At 63.0% G+C, this 16,446-nt stretch carries 12 protein-coding genes and 3 pseudogenes; 5 read left to right on the top strand and 10 right to left on the bottom strand.

The window, feature by feature from the left end; genetic code table 11:
* Positions 1-42: 42 nt before the first annotated feature.
* From ccmC to CUR85_RS00950, 3 genes and pseudogenes are all read left to right on the top strand, one after another.
* Positions 43-762, top strand: a pseudogene (gene ccmC, locus CUR85_RS00960) (heme ABC transporter permease CcmC); the annotation flags it as partial.
* 13 nt (positions 763-775) lie between these two features.
* Entirely contained in the window at positions 776-931 is a 156-nt protein-coding gene (ccmD, locus tag CUR85_RS00955; RefSeq protein ID WP_067266382.1) for a heme exporter protein CcmD, read from the top strand.
* Between the two features lie 13 nt (positions 932-944).
* Positions 945-1,463, top strand: a complete 519-nt coding sequence (locus CUR85_RS00950; protein ID WP_067266465.1) for a DsbE family thiol:disulfide interchange protein — start codon at positions 945-947, stop codon at positions 1,461-1,463.
* On the opposite strand, the gene CUR85_RS00945 is transcribed toward CUR85_RS00950, so the two are convergent.
* The 3 genes and pseudogenes from CUR85_RS00945 to acnA all read right to left on the bottom strand — a co-directional run bounded on the left by CUR85_RS00945 (position 1,453) and on the right by acnA (position 5,834).
* Positions 1,453-2,043 carry an NAD(P)H-dependent oxidoreductase gene (locus CUR85_RS00945; protein WP_067266377.1) on the bottom strand — a complete coding sequence of 197 codons (591 nt, stop codon included), beginning with the start codon at positions 2,041-2,043 and terminating at the stop codon, positions 1,453-1,455. The two genes, CUR85_RS00950 and CUR85_RS00945, sit on opposite strands and share 11 nt — an antisense overlap.
* A 118-nt stretch (positions 2,044-2,161) precedes the next feature.
* Positions 2,162-2,917 (bottom strand): hypothetical protein, encoded by a 756-nt coding sequence (locus CUR85_RS00940; RefSeq protein WP_280321087.1) that lies wholly within the window; start codon positions 2,915-2,917, stop codon positions 2,162-2,164.
* A gap of 143 nt (positions 2,918-3,060) precedes the next feature.
* Positions 3,061-5,834 (bottom strand): annotated as a pseudogene (gene acnA, locus CUR85_RS00935) (aconitate hydratase AcnA).
* 252 nt (positions 5,835-6,086) lie between these two features.
* Between acnA and CUR85_RS00930 the strand changes: the two are divergent.
* Positions 6,087-6,809: a DUF1223 domain-containing protein gene (locus CUR85_RS00930; RefSeq protein WP_343245395.1), complete on the top strand. Its 723-nt coding sequence runs from the start codon at positions 6,087-6,089 to the stop codon at positions 6,807-6,809.
* On the opposite strand, the gene CUR85_RS00925 is transcribed toward CUR85_RS00930, so the two are convergent.
* The 4 genes from CUR85_RS00925 to CUR85_RS00910 form a co-directional block, all read right to left on the bottom strand.
* Positions 6,806-7,570 carry a lysophospholipid acyltransferase family protein gene (locus tag CUR85_RS00925; RefSeq protein ID WP_425520151.1) on the bottom strand — a complete coding sequence of 255 codons (765 nt, stop codon included), beginning with the start codon at positions 7,568-7,570 and terminating at the stop codon, positions 6,806-6,808. The two genes, CUR85_RS00930 and CUR85_RS00925, sit on opposite strands and share 4 nt — an antisense overlap.
* A gap of 281 nt (positions 7,571-7,851) precedes the next feature.
* Positions 7,852-8,010, bottom strand: a complete 159-nt coding sequence (locus tag CUR85_RS00920; RefSeq protein ID WP_162931827.1) for a hypothetical protein — start codon at positions 8,008-8,010, stop codon at positions 7,852-7,854.
* Positions 8,011-8,084: 74 nt separating this feature from the next.
* Positions 8,085-9,389, bottom strand: coding sequence for an adenylosuccinate lyase (gene purB / locus CUR85_RS00915; protein WP_067266366.1), 1,305 nt, complete (start codon positions 9,387-9,389; stop codon positions 8,085-8,087).
* Between the two features lie 209 nt (positions 9,390-9,598).
* Positions 9,599-10,810 carry a bifunctional alpha/beta hydrolase/OsmC family protein gene (locus CUR85_RS00910; RefSeq protein ID WP_280321082.1) on the bottom strand — a complete coding sequence of 404 codons (1,212 nt, stop codon included), beginning with the start codon at positions 10,808-10,810 and terminating at the stop codon, positions 9,599-9,601.
* A gap of 168 nt (positions 10,811-10,978) precedes the next feature.
* Between CUR85_RS00910 and CUR85_RS00905 the strand changes: the two genes are divergently transcribed.
* A complete protein-coding gene (locus CUR85_RS00905; protein ID WP_082852104.1) occupies positions 10,979-12,133 on the top strand; it encodes a trans-sulfuration enzyme family protein in 1,155 nt (384 codons plus the stop codon).
* A 38-nt stretch (positions 12,134-12,171) separates the two neighbouring features.
* On the opposite strand, the gene ligD is transcribed toward CUR85_RS00905, so the two are convergent.
* From ligD to CUR85_RS00890, 3 genes and pseudogenes are all read right to left on the bottom strand, one after another.
* A complete protein-coding gene (gene ligD, locus CUR85_RS00900) occupies positions 12,172-14,622 on the bottom strand; it encodes a DNA ligase D (RefSeq protein WP_425520150.1) in 2,451 nt (816 codons plus the stop codon).
* Positions 14,623-14,629: 7 nt separating this feature from the next.
* A pseudogene (ku, locus tag CUR85_RS00895) lies at positions 14,630-15,468 on the bottom strand (non-homologous end joining protein Ku).
* Between the two features lie 10 nt (positions 15,469-15,478).
* Positions 15,479-16,426 carry a YihY/virulence factor BrkB family protein gene (locus CUR85_RS00890; RefSeq protein WP_067266359.1) on the bottom strand — a complete coding sequence of 316 codons (948 nt, stop codon included), beginning with the start codon at positions 16,424-16,426 and terminating at the stop codon, positions 15,479-15,481.
* Positions 16,427-16,446 lie beyond the last annotated feature (20 nt).

Here is a 16,446-nt window from a genome sequence, read left to right as displayed (position 1 = left end):
TCGTGCATTGAGCACCACCCAACCGCGCGATAGGTAGTCTGCATGTCCCTTTGGCAATACGCAAACCCGGTTAAATTCCTTGCGCTTTCGCAGCGCGTGCAACCTGCGCTTTGGGTGCTGGCGGCGGCCTTCGTGAGCGTGGGCTTGCTCTGGGGGTTCTTCGGCACGCCTGATGACGCGCGGCAAGGCAGCACGGTCAAAATCATCTACCTGCATGTGCCCGCCGCCCTGATGGCGATCAATGCGTGGTTCATGATGCTGGTGGCCTCGCTCATTTGGCTGATCCGCCGTCACCACGTCAGCGCATTGGCGGCCAAGGCCGCGGCCCCCGTGGGGCTGGTGATGACGCTGATCGCGCTGGTGACGGGGGCGATCTGGGGCCAGCCGATGTGGGGGACATGGTGGGCATGGGATCCGAGGCTTACGTCCTTCCTGATCCTTTTCCTCTTCTATCTGGGTTATATCGCGCTGTGGCAGGCGGTGGAGGATCCGGACACCGCTGCCGATCTGACCTCGGTTCTCTGCCTTGTCGGATCGGTCTTTGCCGTGCTGTCGCGCTATGCGGTGCAATTCTGGAACCAAGGGTTGCATCAAGGCACCTCGATCCCCGTGGCCACGGGCAACCGCAGCGTGGCGGATGTTTTCTTTTACCCGCTGGTGCTGGCGATGCTGGGCTTTGGCCTGCTGTTTCTGGCGCTGGTGGTCTACCGCACGGGTACCGAAATTCGCCTGCGCCGAACGGCGGCGCTCAGGGCGCGGATGAACAGGGGGCGTGATGCCGGATCTTGGAAAATACGCGGCCGAGGTGCTCTCGGCCTATGCCGTATCCCTGCTGCTACTGGCGGCTCTGATCGGCTTGACCCTCTGGCGCGGCCGCGCGGCGCGCCGGGCTTTGGAAGAGACAGAGCAGGAGGCCGGACGCCGTGGCTAAACTCTCACCCATGATGATCGCACCACCGGTGATCTTTGCCGCCTTCGTCGCACTGGCCGCCGTGGGCATGTACCGCGACGATCCCGAGGGGCTGCCCTCAACGCTGGTGGGGCAACAGGCGCCTGCCATGCCCGCAGACACGCTGCCCGGCTATCCGCAGGCCACAGATGACATGCTGCGAGGTGGGCAAGTGAGCTTGGTGAACTTCTGGGCCAGCTGGTGCCCGCCCTGCCGTGCCGAACACCCCAAACTGCTTGAGATGCAGGCCGAGGGAATGAACATCATCGGCGTCAATTTCAAGGATACCGAGAAGAACGCGACTGCCTATCTCGAAGACGAAGAAAGCCCCTTTGCCGGGGTCGGTTTCGACCCGCAGGGGCGCGTGGCGATTGATTGGGGCGTGACCGCCCCGCCGGAAACCTTCATCGTCGACGGGGACGGCACGGTGTTGTTCCGCTTTGCCGGGCCGCTGGTCGGCAGCGATTACGAACAGCGGTTCCTCCCGGCGCTGCGGGATGCGATCACCCGCTGATTTTGGCAGCGTATTCAACCAAACGTTTCGCCTGATAGGCGATGGATTTCTTGCCAGTCTCACTCAGCGGGCCGGGTTCGCAGGAGTATCCGTAGGGGTTGCCGCCATCCTCGAATTTGACGCCATCGGCATAGCCCGGCGGCACGATAATCGCACCCCAGTGCATCGCGGTGACATAGATCGACTGAAGCGTCGTTTCCTGCCCGCCGTGCGGGTTCTGCGCCGAAGTGGTCGCCGTGATCGCCTTATTGGCCAGCGCCCCTGACTGCCAGAGCGGCCCCAGCGTGTCGATAAAAGCGCGGAATTGGCTGGCGGCGACGCCAAAGCGGGTGGGGGCCGAGATGAAATAGCCATCGGCCCATTCCATGTCCTCGGGTTTGGCCTCGGGGATGTCTTGCATCTTGTCCAATTGGGCACGCCACGCGTCTTGGCCATCGACAACGGCCTGCGGGGCGGTCTCGGCGCAGCGGCGCAGTCGGACCTCGGCGCCTGCCTCTTCGGCGGCACGGGCGGCTCGCTCAGCGATGGCGTGGTTGGTCCCATAGGTGGAATAGAACAGAACGGTGATTTTCGGGCTCATGGTATCTCCTTTCACGAGGTGCTTCGGATCAACGGGAATTCCCGGTCTTCTGTTCCTCGGGGTCAGAGCGAATAGGGCCGCGCCCATTCGCGCAGGCGGTCGACGAATTGGGCGTTGGTCAGTTGGTCCAAGCGGCCCTCGGGTGCGGTGAAACCGGGCAGCGGCTCAAGCGCGATGCGCAGGCGGCGCATCTGTTCGGGGTAGGGGCGACCCGCTCGGCCAGTTCTACCATTCCTGCGGGCACCCGACGGGCGGGGTGTTCGGCGCTGTAGTAAAGCGCGAATTGCATCGCATTGAGGTTCGACACCAGATCGGCGAGGGCGGGCATGATGATCGTGTTCATCTCATCGCTGTCCGCCGCGAACATCGATGCCTTGCTCAAAAGCCCCCGCGCTTGCGCGACGGTGGTGGTGGTCGACAGCACGAAACTGACCGAAAGGGTGAGGATCACCATCCCATTGACCCCGACAAGCACCGACATCGCCAGCCAGAAGGGGCTTTGCGTTTGCAGCGGCCCGCCGCCGAGGGTCGAAAGCAGATGGCCGACAAAGGCGGAGTCGCGGACAAAACCCGCAGGCTCTGCATTGTCCGACATCACCACCGCCTCACGGCTCATCTGAAACACCAAGGTCCAGCCGAGGGAGACGAGCACGATCCAAGTCACCGCGATGGTCGTCATCACCACCGGGCCGGACAGGCGGTGCCGGGCGTTTCCCTTGGGCATGAGTTTGGTGAAGAGAGAAAACGCCGCCCGCGCCACCCGTTCCGACAGGGGCGCCACAGGGGCCGCGCCGATGGCGGTATAGAGAAAATCCAGCAGGACGATAACAAGGATCACCGCGCCCAAAGCGCCTAGCGCGTAACCTGCTATCATTGCTGTGCCTTCCTCGAACGCGATCGTCTTAGAAAGGCAACCCGTGATGCGCGGGCAGGTTCCCGCTCAAGGCCCTGAGGCAAAGAAAAAGGAGCGGCCCGCAGGGGCCGCTCCTTGAATTGTGTCGCAGTGGCGTTTGGCGCTTAGGCCGATTTCGCCAGATTGCGCAGCACGTAGTGCAGCACGCCGCCGTGCTCGATGTATTCGATCTCAATTGCGGTATCGATGCGGCACTTCAGGGTGATGTCCTTGGTGCTGCCATCCGCCATGGTGATCTTGCAGGGCACTTCCTGCAGCGGCTTGATGGTGTCGAGCCCTTCGATGGAGACGGTCTCATCCCCGGTGAGGCCCAGAGATTTGCGGGTGTCGCCGCCGGTGAACTCGAAGGGGATGACGCCCATGCCAACGAGGTTGGAGCGGTGGATACGCTCAAAGCTCTCGGCGATCACGGCCTTCACGCCCAAGAGGGCGGTGCCCTTCGCGGCCCAGTCGCGCGAGGAGCCCGCACCGTACTGTTCACCACCGAAGATCACCAGCGGGGTGCCGTTCTCCTGATGCGCCATTGCGGCATCGAAGATCGAGGTCTGCTCGCCATCGGGGCCCTTGGTGTAGCCGCCTTCAACGCCGTCCAGCATCTCGTTCTTGATGCGGATGTTGGCGAAGGTGCCGCGCATCATGACCTCGTGGTTGCCACGACGCGAACCGTAGGAGTTGAACTCCCGCACCGGCACCTGACGCTCGGTCAGATACTGACCCGCGGGCGTGGTTTCCTTAAAGGAACCGGCAGGCGAGATGTGGTCGGTGGTGATCATGTCACCCAGTACCGCCAGCACTTTCGCGCCTTCGATGTTCGAGATGGTGCCCGGCTCAGGCGACATGCCTTGGAAGTAGGGCGGGTTCTGCACGTAGGTCGACTGCGGCGGCCAATCGTAGGTCTTGCTGTCGGTGGTCTCGACCGCCTGCCACTTTTCGTCGCCCTTGAAGACATCGGCGTATTTCTCTTGGAAGGCTTCGCGCGTCACGGTCTGTTCGACCAGTTCGGCGACTTCCTGCGTCGAGGGCCAGATGTCTTTCAGGTAGACGTCATTGCCGTTCTTATCCTGACCCAGCGGGCTGTTTGTCAGGTCGTGGTTCATGTCACCTACCAGCGCATAGGCCACCACGAGGGGCGGGGAGGCGAGGTAGTTGGCGCGCACGTCGGGGCTGATGCGGCCCTCGAAGTTGCGGTTGCCAGAGAGCACCGAGGTGCCGATCAGGTCATAGTCGTTGATCGCCTTGCTGATCGGCGCTTCCAGCGGGCCGGAGTTGCCGATGCAGGTGGTGCAGCCGTAGCCGACGAGGTTGAAGCCGATGGCGTCCAAATCGTCTTGCAGGCCCGCGGCCTCAAGGTAATGCGACACAACCTGCGAGCCCGGTGCCAGCGATGTCTTGACCCAAGGCTTGCGCGTCAGGCCCAGTTCACGCGCCTTGCGCGCCACGAGGCCCGCGCCGATCATGACATAGGGGTTCGAGGTGTTGGTGCAGGAGGTGATCGAGGCGATCACGATGGAGCCGTCATGCAGCTGGTAATGGCCATCGTCGGTCATCACATAGCCGCGGTTGTGGTGGCCCTCGTCACCGGGGATTTCCTGCGGCTCGGGCTGGCCGCCTTCGCCTTCCCAACGGATTTCGGAGTTCGCGGAGGTGTCTTTGCCTTCGCGGATGCCTTTGACGTATTCGGCGAAAGCGGTGTGCGCCTTGTCGAGTGCGATGTAGTCCTGCGGACGTTTGGGGCCCGAGATCGCAGGCACGATGGTGCCCATGTCGAGGCTCAGCGTGTCGGTGTAGACCGGTGCGTAATCCGCATCGCGCCACATGCCGTTTTCCTGCGCATAGGCTTTGACCAGCGCCACGCGATCCTTGTCACGGCCGGTGTTGGTCAGATAGCGCAGCGTCTCGTCGTCGATCGGGAAGAAGCCACAGGTGGCACCGTACTCAGGCGCCATGTTGGCGATGGTCGCGCGGTCCGCCAGCGGCAGGTGGTCGAGGCCGTCACCGTAGAATTCCACGAACTTGCCGACCACGCCCTTCTCGCGCAGCATTTCGACCACTTTCAGCACGAGGTCCGTGCCGGTGGTGCCTTCCATCATGCGGCCCGTCAGCTCAAAGCCCACGACCTCGGGGATCAGCATGGAGATCGGCTGACCCAGCATCGCGGCCTCGGCCTCGATCCCGCCGACGCCCCAGCCCAGAACGGCGGCGCCGTTGACCATGGTGGTGTGGCTGTCGGTGCCCACCAGCGTGTCGGGGTAGGCCACTTCCTCGCCATTCTGGTCCTTGTCGGTCCAAACGGTCTGGCTGAGGTACTCAAGGTTCACCTGGTGGCAGATGCCGGTGCCGGGGGCACAACGCGGAAGTTGTTAAACGCCTTCTGACCCCACTTGAGGAAGGTATAGCGCTCGATGTTGCGCTCATATTCGCGGTCCACGTTCATCTGGAAGGCGCGCGGGTTGCCAAACTCGTCGATCATGACCGAGTGGTCGATGACGAGGTCGACGGGGTTCAGCGGGTTGATCTTGTCGGCGTCGCCACCAAGCGCCACCAGACCGTCGCGCATCGCGGCAAGGTCGACCACCGCCGGCACGCCGGTGAAGTCCTGCATCAGCACGCGGGCCGGACGGTAGGCGATCTCACGCGGGTTCTTGCCGCCCTTGGTCGCCCATTCGGCGAAAGCCTTGATGTCGTCTTGGGTGACGGTCTTGCCGTCTTCAAAACGCAGCATGTTTTCCAGAACGACTTTCAACGCCGCTGGCAGTTTGGAGAAGTCGCCCAGACCAGCCGCTTCGGCGGCGGGGATGGAGTAATAGGCGACGTTCTGGCTGCCAACGGAGAGGGTTTTCCGTGTCTTGGCACTGTCGTGACCGACTTGGATTGTCATGGCGGGCTCCCTTCGGGGTCTGATGGGTGGCTAGATTGCCGTCTCAATGCCACTACGGGCGCGGCGGTTCAACTGTTATCAGGCGGTTTCGCGCGATTTTGTATACCATTGTGTACCGACTTTAAAGGGGGCATCATGCGCGGCATGCGGCTGTGGGCGCTAACGGCCGTTTCAACAAAGGTTGATTGGTATTTTACCCTCCCAGCCGTTAGACCAAAGCCATCACCGCGATATTGATCCGTCTGGAATTTTATGAAGCCCCTGATTTTTCCCGTCCTTGCCGCATTTTCGCTGCTGGCCGCGCCGTTGCAGGCTCAGCAGGAGCAGCCTGTGGTGGTCGAACTCTTTACCTCTCAGGGCTGTTCCTCTTGCCCCGATGCCGATGCGATGCTCGCCGAATTGGCCGAGCGGGAGGATATCATCGCGCTCGCGCTGCATGTGGATTACTGGGACTACATCGGCTGGGAGGATCCCTTTGGCGATCCGGCCCATGCCGAGCGTCAGCGCGGCTATGCCGCGGTCGGCGGGCGGCGCAGCGTTTATACGCCTGAGCTGATCGTGCAGGGGCAGACCGATATCGTCGGCGCGAAACCGATGAAACTGATGGACGCGGTCGAACGTCATGCAGAGGCCGCGCCGCAGGTGGCGCTGACGGTCGCGCGGTCAGGCGGTGCGGTTGAGATCACGGCAGACCCTTTGGCCAAAGGCGTGGGGCCAATGCAAGTCCACATGCTGCGCTATTCACCGATGGAGCGGACCAAGGTCACCCGGGGGAAAACGCGGGCCATGTCATGGAGCACAGCAACGTGGTGCAGGGCTGGCAGGTCTTGGCGGACTGGGACGGGGCGGCGCCGCTGTCACTGCGTGCCGAGGCTGAGGGCGATCTGCCCGTCGTGGTCATCGTTCAGCGCAAAGAGCAGGGCGGCCCGGGGGCGATCCTTGCCGCCGCGCGAGCCAAGTAAGGCGCGGCGTTAGGTTTCGTGGGGCCGCCAGCGGCGGTGCACCCAGAACCACTGTTCCGGCGTCTTGGTGACCTGCGCGGTCAGACTGTCGTTCAGCGCCTGCGTCATGGTCATCGGATCGCTATGCGGCACCGGCGCTTCGAGCACCACGTCAAAGCTGACGCCATCGTCCTGACGAATGCCGTAAAAGGGGATCAGCAGCGCATCATAGCGCAGCGCCAGTTCCGCCGCCGAGATGGCGGTGCGGGCAGGCTTGCCGATAAAGTCGAGGATCGGCGCGCGGATGACATGTTGGTCGAACAGCAGCACCAGCCGACCGCCCTGTTTCAGATGCCGCACGAAACCCGCCGTGCCGCGCCGCCCTTGCGGAAACACCGGCCCGCCAAAGGCTTCGAGCGTTTTGACGTAATGTGCGTTGAAATAGGGGTTTTTCATCTCGCGGTAGAGGCCGCCGATGTCATAGCCCCGCGCCACGAGGGAGGCCCGCGCCGCTTCGTAATTGCCGTAATGCCCGGTCACGAGGATCACCGGCTGGCCCGTGCGGTTGGCCTCTTCCAGCGCAGCCATGCCCGGCCCCTGTGGGGCGATCTCGGCCATGCGTTTGGGAAAGTCCTCGGCGTAGTAATTCTCGATAAAAGACCGCCCGAGATTGTTGAGGCAGCGGGTGGCAATCTCCTCACGTCGGGCAAGCGGCATCTCGGGCCAGACATGCTCAAGATTGTCCAGCGCCCGGCGGCGGTAGCCCGCGAGGGGGCCAGAACATGCTGCACCAATCCGCCGACAAAGCCGACCCGCGTCTTATAGGGCAGGGCCAAAGCCGTGCGGATGATGCCGACGATCAGCAGGTTGCTTAGGTAATGCCGGGCCCGGCGACCGAAGGGATAGGGCTTTTTGGCTTTGGTGGCTGGGTCCGACATGGGCTCTGACAGGCTGTTAAACTTTTCCTGACATAGCCTGCGCTGACGCGCGCAACAAGCCATGCCGGACGGCATAGGCCGGGGTCAGCCGTCAGAGGCCCGGGCAGGGGGCATTGTACTTTGCCGCCGATGGAAAGCTTAGGCGGTGGCGTCCGGCACGCAGGTGCCGCTGCTGATGTCGAGTTTCATCCCCTCGGCGCAGGTCATGACCTGTTTGTCATGAACGCAGCCCGAAGCAAGGGCGAGGGAGGGGGCCGTGAGCGCCATGAGGGCGCCGAGTGTCAGTGCGAGTTTCATGTCGTTTGCTCCTTTGACAGGCGCGGATAGGGTACACCCACCCGCGCCAATCTCAAAGCGTTACGATCCGCGTGTTACGCGCCGAAGACGCGCTTGAAGATCGTGTCGACATGTTTGGTGTGGTAGCCCATGTCGAATTTCTCATTGATGCCGTCTTCGCCCAAGGCCGCGACGACCTCTTCATCGGCCAGCAGCAATTCGCGGAAATCGAGCCGTTCTTCCCAGACCTTCAGCGCGTTGCGCTGCACCATGGAATAGGCATCTTCGCGGCTCACACCCGCTTGGGTCAGGGCCAGAAGCACCCGCTGGCTCATCACAAGGCCGGGGAATTTGTTCATGTTCTCCAGCATGTTATCGGGGAAGATCAGCATTTTGTCGACGACGCCCGCCAGACGGTGCAGGGCGAAGTCCAGCGTCACGGTGGCATCGGGGCCAATGCCGCGCTCGACAGAGGAATGCGAGATGTCGCGCTCGTGCCAAAGCGCCACGTTCTCCATCGCCGGGATCACCGACATGCGCACGAGGCGGGCCAGACCGGTCAGGTTCTCGGTCAGAACCGGGTTCTTCTTATGCGGCATGGCCGAGGAGCCTTTTTGCCCCATGGAGAAGAATTCCGCCCCTTCCAGCACCTCGGTGCGCTGCATATGGCGAATCTCGATCGCGACGTTTTCGATGCTGCTGGCGATGACGCCGAGCGTGGCAAAGAACATCGCATGACGGTCGCGCGGGATGACTTGGGTCGAAATCGGCTCGGGGTTGAGGCCCAGTTTCTCACAGACATGCTCTTCGACGCGCGGGTCGATATTGGCGAAAGTGCCGACAGCGCCCGAGATCGCACCGGTGGCAATCTCCTCACGCGCGGCGACGAGGCGGGCGCGGTTGCGGTCCATCTCGGCATAGAAACGGGCAAAGGTGAGGCCCATGGTGGTGGGTTCTGCGTGGATGCCGTGGCTGCGGCCCACGCGCACGGTGTCTTTATGCTCAAGCGCGCGTTTCTTCAGCGCGGCGAGCAGCTTGTCCATACCGTCGAGCAGCAGGTCGGCGGCACGCGTCAGTTGCACGTTGAAACAAGTGTCGAGCACGTCGGAGGAGGTCATCCCCTGATGCACGAAACGCGCCTCGTCGCTGCCGACATGTTCGGCCAGATGCGTGAGGAAGGCGATGACGTCATGTTTGGTCACGGCTTCGATCTCGTCGATGCGGGCCACGTCGAACTCGACATCCTTGGCTTTCCACACGGCGTCGGCGTTTTCGCGCGGGATCGTGCCCAGATCGGCCATGGCGTCGCAGGCATGGGCCTCGATCTCGAACCAGATGCGGAATTTCGTTTCCGGCGACCAGACGGCAACCATATCGGGACGGGAGTAGCGGGGGATCATGCGCGCACCTTTTTAGGACAGGGGATGGGTCAAGGGCGGCATAGACTGACTTGGGGTTAAGGACAAGTCTGAGGGGGGAGGGCCAGCACCTGCCCGGTCGCATCAAAGGTGCGCCAGATATACCGGCACGCCTTTAGTATGGCGGGCGGTCAGGCGATGGCCCGGCGTCTGCGGCGTGATTCCGGGCCGGGGTGGTAAAGTCACCGTCGTCACAGAAGCTCTGTCACCACCGTCGAACTCCGCTCCAACGTCCGATGCACGGGGCATTTATCCGCAATCTCCAAGAGCCGTTGACGCTGCTCTTCGGTCAAATCCCCCTCCAGCCGGATACGCCGCCGCCAAGTGTCGATCTTCTCTGCCGCGCCGGTGCATGCGTCCTGCGCATGCACCTTGTCGTGGCAGACATCCACGCTCACGCCGTCGAGTGGCCAGCCCTTGCGCCGGGCATACATGCGGATGGTCATCGAGGTGCAAGCCCCCAATCCGGCAGACAGAAACCCATAGGGCGACATGCCGCGGTTGGTGCCGCCATAGGCCTGCGGCTCATCCGCCAGTGCGTGGTGATGCGGGCCTGCGTTCACGTCTTGCAAGAACCCGTCGGCATCCGCTTCGGTCACGCGCACGATCCCTTCCGGCGCGCCGGGGGGCGGGGCGGGGGATTTCAGCTCCATGTAGCGATCCGCCCATGTGGCGATGATCTCTGCCGCATATTCGGCGTCGCGTGGGCGGGTGATCAGGTGGTCGGCATCGTCGAGGGTCACGAAGCTTTTGGGGTGTTTCGCGGTCATGAAAATCTGTCCGGCATTGTCGATGCTGACGATCTCATCGCGCGGCGCATGCATCACAAGCAGCGCGGCTTTCAGCCCCGCGATATCGGGGGCGAGCGTGGCCCCCTGCAGATCGTCGATGAACCCCTGACTGATGGTAAAGAGCCGCCCACCGAGATTGACCTCGGCACTGCCATTTTCCGAAATCTCGGGCAGGCTCTCGGCAAAGTTATGGGTCACATGGGCCGGATCGAAAGGCGCGCCGAGCGTGGCGACAGCGCTCACATGGGGCAGTTGTGCGGCGGCTTTAAGCACTGCCGCGCCGCCCAGTGAATGGCCGATCAAAAGCGCGGGGGCCATGTCACGGCCCGACAGATAGCGGCAAGCGGCGAGCAGATCATTGACGTTGGACGAGAACGACGTCTTTTCGAAATCGCCCTCGGAATGCCCCAGCCCGGTGAAGTCAAAGCGCAGTACCGCAATCCCCATCGCCGCCAAACGGCCCGCGATGCGCCGCGCGGCGGGGCTGTCTTTGCCGCAGGTGAAACAATGCGCGAAAAGCGCGGTCGCCAGATGCGGCCCCTCCGGCATGTCCAGCCGTGCGGAGAGTTCCGTGCCGCCCAGGCCGGGAAAGGTGATGCGTTCGATGGCCATGAGGCTCTCCAATTTGCTTGGGCTAAAGGTGACATCTCTAGCGGGCGGATCAAGGGCCGGGGCCGCGCGCTCACCCAAGCGTGACGCGAAAGCACTGCGCGTGATCGCATTTGCCCCCGGTTGTTGCTTTGTATACGACTTGTGCAAAACCCCTGTCGGAGACATATCTTGGCCCAGCCCCCCAAACCGAACCTGCACCCTGCCACCATCGCGGCCCAAGCCGCGGGCGCCGTCGATCCCGCGTCAGGCGGGGTGGTGCCGCCGGTGCAATTCGCCACCACCTATCTGCGGGACGAGAATTACGATCTGGTCAATCCCAACAACGTCTATCTGCGCTCGCATAACGAAAATACCCGCGTGGCGGAGCGTCTGCTGAACGCGCTCGAAGGGGCCGACGAGACGCTGATCTTCCCCTCGGGCATGGCGGCCATCGCGGCGGTCTTTCGCACGGTGCCCAATGGGGCGAGCGTGGTGGTGCAAAGCCAGATTTACTGGGGCACGACGAAATGGATCCGCGATTTCTGCGCCCGGCGGCAGATCGCGCTGCATGAGGTGGAGGCAAGCGATCTTGACGCCTTTGCCGCCCTGTGCCGCGCTGAAAAGCCTGACCTCTGCCTGATCGAGACGCCGTCGAACCCGTGGCTGCGGATCACCGATATCGCCGGGGCCGCTGCCGCCGCGCATAAGGTCGGCGCGACGCTGGTGGTCGACAGCACCGCAGCCTCGCCGGTGCTGAGCCACCCGTTGAAGCATGGCGCGGATATCGTGATGCATTCGGCGACGAAGGGGATCAACGGCCATTCCGATGTTCTGGCCGGGTCGCTCGCCACCAATGACGCCGAGACGCCGCGTTGGCAGATGATCCGCGATGACCGCAATGAGGCGGGCGCGGTGATTGGCCCGATGGAGGCGTGGCTATTGGCGCGTGGGATGCGGACCCTGCCGCTCAGGATGCGCGAAATGTCTCGCAATGCCATGGCCTTGGCTGAATTTCTGTCGGATCATCCGCAGGTGGAAAAAGTGATGTACCCCGGCCTGCCGGACCACCCCGGCCATGCGCTGGCCGCGCAGCAGATGCGCGGGGGCTATGGCGGGCTCTTGTCCTTTGTCGTCAAAGGTGGGGCCGAGGCGGCGTTGAAAGCGGCGGGGCGGTTGCAACTGTTCCACCGCGCGACCTCGCTCGGCGGGGTGGAAAGCCTTGTCGAGCATCGGCACACGATCGAGCCGCATACCGGGATCCCCGAGGGGCTGTTGCGTCTGTCGGTCGGGATCGAGGATGTCGAAGACCTTGGCGCTGATCTGGGCCAAGCGCTCGGGCAGTGAAACGAAATTGGCCGCGCACCCTCGCGGCCAATCTTGCCTCACCTTTCAGACCATTCCTGCAACTTGTCGATCACCCCATCGGTCAGCGATTGCAGATCCTCCTGCACCGCCAGTGCCGGGCAGGGCTGGTCCAGCCGCGCGGCCATATCGCCCATGTGGAAGCCATTGGCGCTGTCGAGCGTCTCTAATTCCTCCCAAGTCACCGGCGCGGCAACCGGCGCACCGGGGCGCGCGCGAAGGGAGTAGGGCGCGATGGCCGTAGCACCGCGTTCATTGCGCAGCCAGTCGATGAAAATCCGGCCCTTGCGCTTGGCCTTGGACATGGTCGCGACATAGCGGTCGGGGTCTTGCGCGGCCATGACATGGGCAAAGGTCTTGGCGAAAAGTTTGACCGTCTCCCAACCGCGCGTGCGGCGCAGGGCCAGCCAGACGTGCACGCCCTTGCCGCCGGTGACGATGGCCCCCGATTGCAGGCCGAGGGCCGCCAGCGCATCGCGCAGCTCAAACGCTGCTGCGCGGACATCGGCCCAGTCCAACCCTTCATCGGGGTCGAGGTCAAAGACCAGCCGATCGGGGCGGTCCAACCGATCCACCCGCGCGCCCCAGATGTGATACTCCAAACTGCCCATCTGCGCCGCCGCGATCAGGCTTTCGGGGCGCGTGGCATAGAGGTAATCCGCCGCGTCGCCATCGCTTTCCTCGATCGAGACGCGTGACAGCGCGTCGGGCATCCCGCCGCTGTCGTGTTTTTGAAAGAAACATTGCCCGTCGATCCCCGAAGGGCAGCGGAAGAGCGACAGCGGACGGTGGCCCATGAGGTCGATCATCCGCTCCCCGACACGTTCGTAATGCCGTGCCACATCGCCTTTGGTGCAGCCCGCATCGGGAAAAACCCTGCGGTCGGCATTGCTGATCTGCACGCCGCCGATCTTGCTGTCGCTGTCCATCTTAGGCTCCTCTTGCGGTTCCTCCAAGGTCACGCTGCCCGCGGCCTTATCCTCGCGCAGGCCCAGAAAACTGCCGTGCCGGATCACGCCATCGGCGGTAAACTCGGCAAAGTCGACCTCGGCCACCAGATCAGCGCGGACCCATTTGGCATCTCGCGCCACCTCCGCGGGCACATCGGCTGCGGGCGGGGTCTTGCGGGCGGTCATGGCGCGGGCGAGGTCGGACATCACCTCCTCAGAGAACCCCGTGCCGACGCGGCCCTTGTAGCGCAATTCGCCGCCCTCATGGCTGCCCAGCAGGAGCGAGGCAAAGGCGCGGCCCTTTTTGTCGGAGGGGGAATAGCCGATGATGACGAATTCCTGCCGCCGGGTGCATTTGACCTTGAGCCAGCTTTTGCTGCGCCTGCTGGAATAGGGCGCGTCAACGCGTTTGGAGATGATCCCCTCAGCCCCGGCTTTGCAGGCGCGGTCGAAGACTTCGGGACCATGACCGATGACATGCTCGCTCAGCCGCAGCGGCCCGCCTGCGGGCACGCCGGATAGCAATTGCGCCAGACGCGCGCGGCGGTCCATCTGCGGCGCGTCGCGAAAATCCTCCCCGTCGAGCGACAGCAGATCGAAGGCGTAAAAGACCAGCGGATGCCCCTCTTTCAGCGCCTTTTGCAGCGAAGAGAAGGCCGAGCCGTTGATCTTGGCCGCCATGACCTCTCCGTCCAACAGCGCCCGGTCGCAGGGCAGCGGATCGAAGGCGGCCCCAAGCGCGCCAAACTTATCGGTCCAATCCTTGCCGGAGCGGGTGAAAAGCCGCGTGCCGTTCTTTCCGAGGGACACCAGACAGCGGTAGCCGTCGAACTTGGTCTCATGCATCCAACCGTCCCCCTCGGGCGCGTCGGCGACGAGGGTGGCAAGCTGGGGTTTGACGAAAGCGGGGTTCTTGCCTTTGCGTTTGGGGCGTGGGTCGGCGACCTCTTTGGCGGGGGCGTCTTTGGCGATCTCGGCCATGGTGCGGCCCGTGGTGATCGACCGGGCGGTGCCCTTGGTCAGCCCATCGGGCAGATCGCGGGCATAGTCGTCACGCTCTTTGATCAGCAGCCAGTTCTCGCGCTTTTCCCGGCCCCGCATCCGCACCAGCGTCCAACCGCCCTGCATCTGCTGGCCTTGCAGCGTGAATTTGAGCTTGCCGTCTTTCAGCCCCTTTGGCACATCGCCCTGCGGCATCCATGTGCCCCGGTCCCAAAGCATGACCGTACCGCCGCCATATTGCCCCTTGGGGATCGTCCCCTCAAAGCCGCCATAGTCAAGCGGATGGTCCTCGGTCCGCACGGCAAGGCGTTTTTCCGACGGGTCGGGGGAGGGGCCTTTGGTGACGGCCCAACTCAGCAGCACCCCCTCCCATTCAAGGCGAAAATCATAGTGCAGGCGGGTGGCATCGTGTTTCTGAACGACAAAGCTTTGCCCCGCGCCGCTGCCGATCTGGCCGCGCGGCTCGGCTGTCGCCTCGAAATCGCGTTTGGCGTTGTAGCTGGCCAGCCTGTCGGGGATTTGGCCATCACGAGGCTTTCTTACGCGGCGCCTTTTTCTTGGCGCTGGATTTTCCGCCGCCCGCTTCTTTCAGGCTCTCTTTCAGCGCGCCCATAAGGTCGATCACATTCTCGCCCTCGGCGGCGCTGTCATCCCCGGTCTGCACGCGCGGGGTCTTTTTGTTCTTCACCTTCGCATCCAACAGCTTTTGCATCGCCTCGGCATATTTGTCGGTATAGGCGGAGGCGTCGAAGGGCGCGGTTTTCTTGTCGATGAGCGAAGTCGCGACATCGAGCAATTCCTTGTCGGTCTTGTCGTCCTCGATATCGGTGAAGATCTGATCCGCCTCGCGCAGCTCATCGGCATAGTGCAGCGTCTCCATCAACAGCCCGTCGCCGCAGGGTTTGACGCAGGCCAGATATTCCTTGCCGCGCATGGTGACCTGCCCCAAACCAACCTTGCCAGACTGGCGCAGCGCATCGCGCACCACGCGGTAGGCGTCTTGGGCGAGATCGTCGGAAGCGGTGATGTAATAGGGTTTGTCGAAATAGAGCGGAGAGATTTCGCAGGCATCGACGAATTGGACCAACTCAAAGGTCTTTTTCGTCTCTAGCTTGATCTCATCCACCTCATCGGGTCGAGCAGGATATATTCGTCGCTGCCGACCTCATAGCCTTTGACGATATCCTCGGCCTTGACCGGGCCGATGCCGGGCACGGATTTCTCATAGCGGACCCGCTTGCCCGAGGGTTTGTGAATTTGCCGAAAAGAGACTTTGGAACTGGTCTTGGTGGCCGAGAATATCTCGACCGGAATCGACACCAGCGAGAGGCGAAGTTGACCTTTCCAAAGTGCGCGCGGTGCCATGAGAATTCTCCTATTTGCCCTTCGCGCGGCCCAGCTTATCGGCCTTGACCGCGTCGCGTTGGCCCATCGGCTCATCCGGGCCGGTGGTGCTGTCCTTGCGGGTCTGGGCCTCCATCTCGGAGTTGAACTCAGCCCCCAGAAGCACGATGAAGGCTGAGATCCAAAGCCACATCAGCAGGATGATCGCCCCGGCCATGCTGCCGAAACTTTCGTTGTAGCTGCCGAAGTTGCTGACGTAGATCGAAAACCCGATAGAGGCGACGATCCACAAGATGCAGGCGATGATGGAGCCGGGGGTGAGCCATTTCCACTCCGCATCGTCACGGGCAGGGCCGTAGCGGTAGAGCACGGCCAGCGCGAGCGCGGTAAGTGCGGCAAGCAGCACCCAACTGCCGTAGGTGAGCAGCGTCTCGACCCAATCGGGCAGGGCGAGAAAGGCGACCACAGCAGGCACAGCCAACGTGGCCGCAAGGCCCAAGAGCAGCACGCCGATCAACATGAGGGTGAGGCCAAGCGTCCAGATCAGTTTGGAGACAAAACCACGGGTCTCATCCTCGTCATAGGCGACGTTCAGACCTTCCATCAGACTGCCCACGCCCTTGGACGCGGAGTAGAGCGCGAGGGCCAGACCGATCAAGAAGGCCCAGCCCAGACCCGTCTCTTCCGACCCCGTCACGGCGACGGCTTGGCCGAGGATGATATTGGCGGCTTCTTCGGGAATGAGGTTGGTCAGGGATTCAAGCTGCGCGGTGACCTGAGCGGGCTCCATTACCAATCCGGCGAGCGCCATCAGAGCGGTCACGGCAGGGAAAATCGCCAGCAGCGCGTAAAAGGCGACACCGGCGGCGACAAGCGACACATGATCGGCGGCGATCTCATCCTTGACCCGCAATAGGATGTCTTTCCATCCGGGGGCCGGTATCTCCATCGGCGTTTCCGCTTTCCGTCCGCGCGCCATATCTGGTCCTTTGACGTTAA

The organism is Sulfitobacter faviae (assembly GCF_029870955.1).
GTDB lineage: Bacteria > Pseudomonadota > Alphaproteobacteria > Rhodobacterales > Rhodobacteraceae > Sulfitobacter > Sulfitobacter faviae.
This window is presented reverse-complemented; position numbering and strand designations above follow the sequence as displayed.

Coding starts and splice junctions, on each gene's coding strand:
- ccmD (WP_067266382.1), top strand. CDS start 776: ATGCCGGATCTTGGAAAATACGCGGCCGAGGTGCTCTCGGCCTATGCC.
- CUR85_RS00950 (WP_067266465.1), top strand. CDS start 945: ATGATCGCACCACCGGTGATCTTTGCCGCCTTCGTCGCACTGGCCGCC.
- CUR85_RS00945 (WP_067266377.1), bottom strand. CDS start 2,043: ATGAGCCCGAAAATCACCGTTCTGTTCTATTCCACCTATGGGACCAAC.
- CUR85_RS00940 (WP_280321087.1), bottom strand. CDS start 2,917: ATGATAGCAGGTTACGCGCTAGGCGCTTTGGGCGCGGTGATCCTTGTT.
- CUR85_RS00930 (WP_343245395.1), top strand. CDS start 6,087: ATGAAGCCCCTGATTTTTCCCGTCCTTGCCGCATTTTCGCTGCTGGCC.
- CUR85_RS00920 (WP_162931827.1), bottom strand. CDS start 8,010: ATGAAACTCGCACTGACACTCGGCGCCCTCATGGCGCTCACGGCCCCC.
- purB (WP_067266366.1), bottom strand. CDS start 9,389: ATGATCCCCCGCTACTCCCGTCCCGATATGGTTGCCGTCTGGTCGCCG.
- CUR85_RS00910 (WP_280321082.1), bottom strand. CDS start 10,810: ATGGCCATCGAACGCATCACCTTTCCCGGCCTGGGCGGCACGGAACTC.
- CUR85_RS00890 (WP_067266359.1), bottom strand. CDS start 16,426: ATGGCGCGCGGACGGAAAGCGGAAACGCCGATGGAGATACCGGCCCCC.